This is a genomic window from Pseudomonas sp. P4_C4, from assembly GCF_056402055.1.
Genome location: NZ_JBFUID010000130.1, coordinates 1 through 1,426 on the forward strand (window position 1 = coordinate 1; position 1,426 = coordinate 1,426).

Genomic DNA, 1,426 nt, shown 5'->3' on the forward strand with positions numbered 1-1,426 from the left:
CGTAATGCTGTTCACTTAAGCGGAGCAGCCTTACGGTCCACCGGAAACCGGGTTTTTGAAATTTTCACCGTCCTTGGCCTCGAAGGCCTTGGGCGGTGATCCAGAAACATTCCCCCAACACCTGCCCTTAACTCTGCCAATCGCCTCCCTGTGGCTGAAACCGGATTGGCCGCTGCCATCACGATCAGTTGGACGGCGATGTACTGGCAGGCCGGTTTGAAGCGGATGTCGCTGGGCGCTCGGCCAAACGCCACTGCTGCCTGACTGGCCTCTCGACGAATCACGTTGTAAGCCAGCAAAAGTCCCCACACCTCCTGATAGACCAAGTCGACTTTCTTGCTACGCAAGGTCACCGCGTTCTGCTGCATCGAACTTTTGATGTCTCTGAAGCCCAATTCGATCTCCCAGCGCTCCTGATAAAGCTTGGCGACGGCCTTGGTGTTGTAGGTGTTGGCCGGCAACGACGTCATGACGGTCTTTAGCTTGCCGTGAATTTCATAGCTGACTTCGCGGGCCTCCCAATGCGTTGGAAGAGCCGGGTTTCGCTTCCTGGCCTGCGGCGAGACCTTCATGCGCAACAGGCGGTCGTGCTCGCTGTAACGGGTCACTTCCTCACAGACCATTCCCTTTTTTGCCGGGATCAACCAATGACGGTGGGTGCCGGCTCTGCTCAGGCTCGACAGCAGTTCGGCCCCCCAGAACCCTTTGTCGAACAGCGTCACCGAATGGTCGGGAATTTGCTGCAGGAACTCATCGGCCAAGCGCATTTCACTGCGTCGGTAAGGGCTCAGCTGCGCATCCAGGATCACGTGCGAGCGCACATTCATCAACGCCACCAGACGCATCATGGGAAAAGGCGTCTGGCGGTCGCTCGGGGTGTTTCCCGACCCGAAGTGCGCTCGAAGCTCGGGCGTATCCGGGGTACGCAAAAGTGCTCCATCCACCGCGAATACCTGCAGGTCATGCCAAGCATCACCGTCATAGCGCTCCGCACCCCATTGGTTGCCAGTCTTGCGGAACAACCACTCAACGGGGTCGGCACCGAGCCGTTTACGAGCTTCGGTTACACCACTACGGGCCAATAAATGGTCGGAGGCCAGACCTTGGGCGCAAATGTTCAAGCGTCTGGCCACCTCGTGAACCGGCTCGTCTCGAAATAGCGCCATGCCAAGCACCAGCCAAAGCACCTGATCGGCGGGCAGGCGCCGTCGGCGAATGGTGGCCTGACTGGATAGATCCAGCGCAGACGCTACCCACTCAATCGGGATGTTTTGGGTGAAGGTGCTCAGGTCGCAAAAGTTGAAAAGGTCGCCGAGGTCGAGCAGGTCCTGTTGAACAGACATAAAAAATCCGATGCCAGAGGTCTGGCATCGGATTTTCGGGGAAGCCCGGCTGGGACTCAAATACTTAAGTGAACAGCATTACG

Annotated in this window: 1 protein-coding gene; it reads right to left on the minus strand. The window is 57.8% G+C overall.

Annotated elements, in window-relative coordinates; all coding sequences use genetic code 11:
- Positions 1–11: 11 nt before the first annotated feature.
- Positions 12–1,343, minus strand: a complete 1,332-nt coding sequence (locus tag AC1DXW_RS30865) for an IS4 family transposase (RefSeq protein ID WP_477756283.1) — start codon at positions 1,341–1,343, stop codon at positions 12–14.
- Between the last annotated feature and the right edge of the window lie 83 nt (positions 1,344–1,426).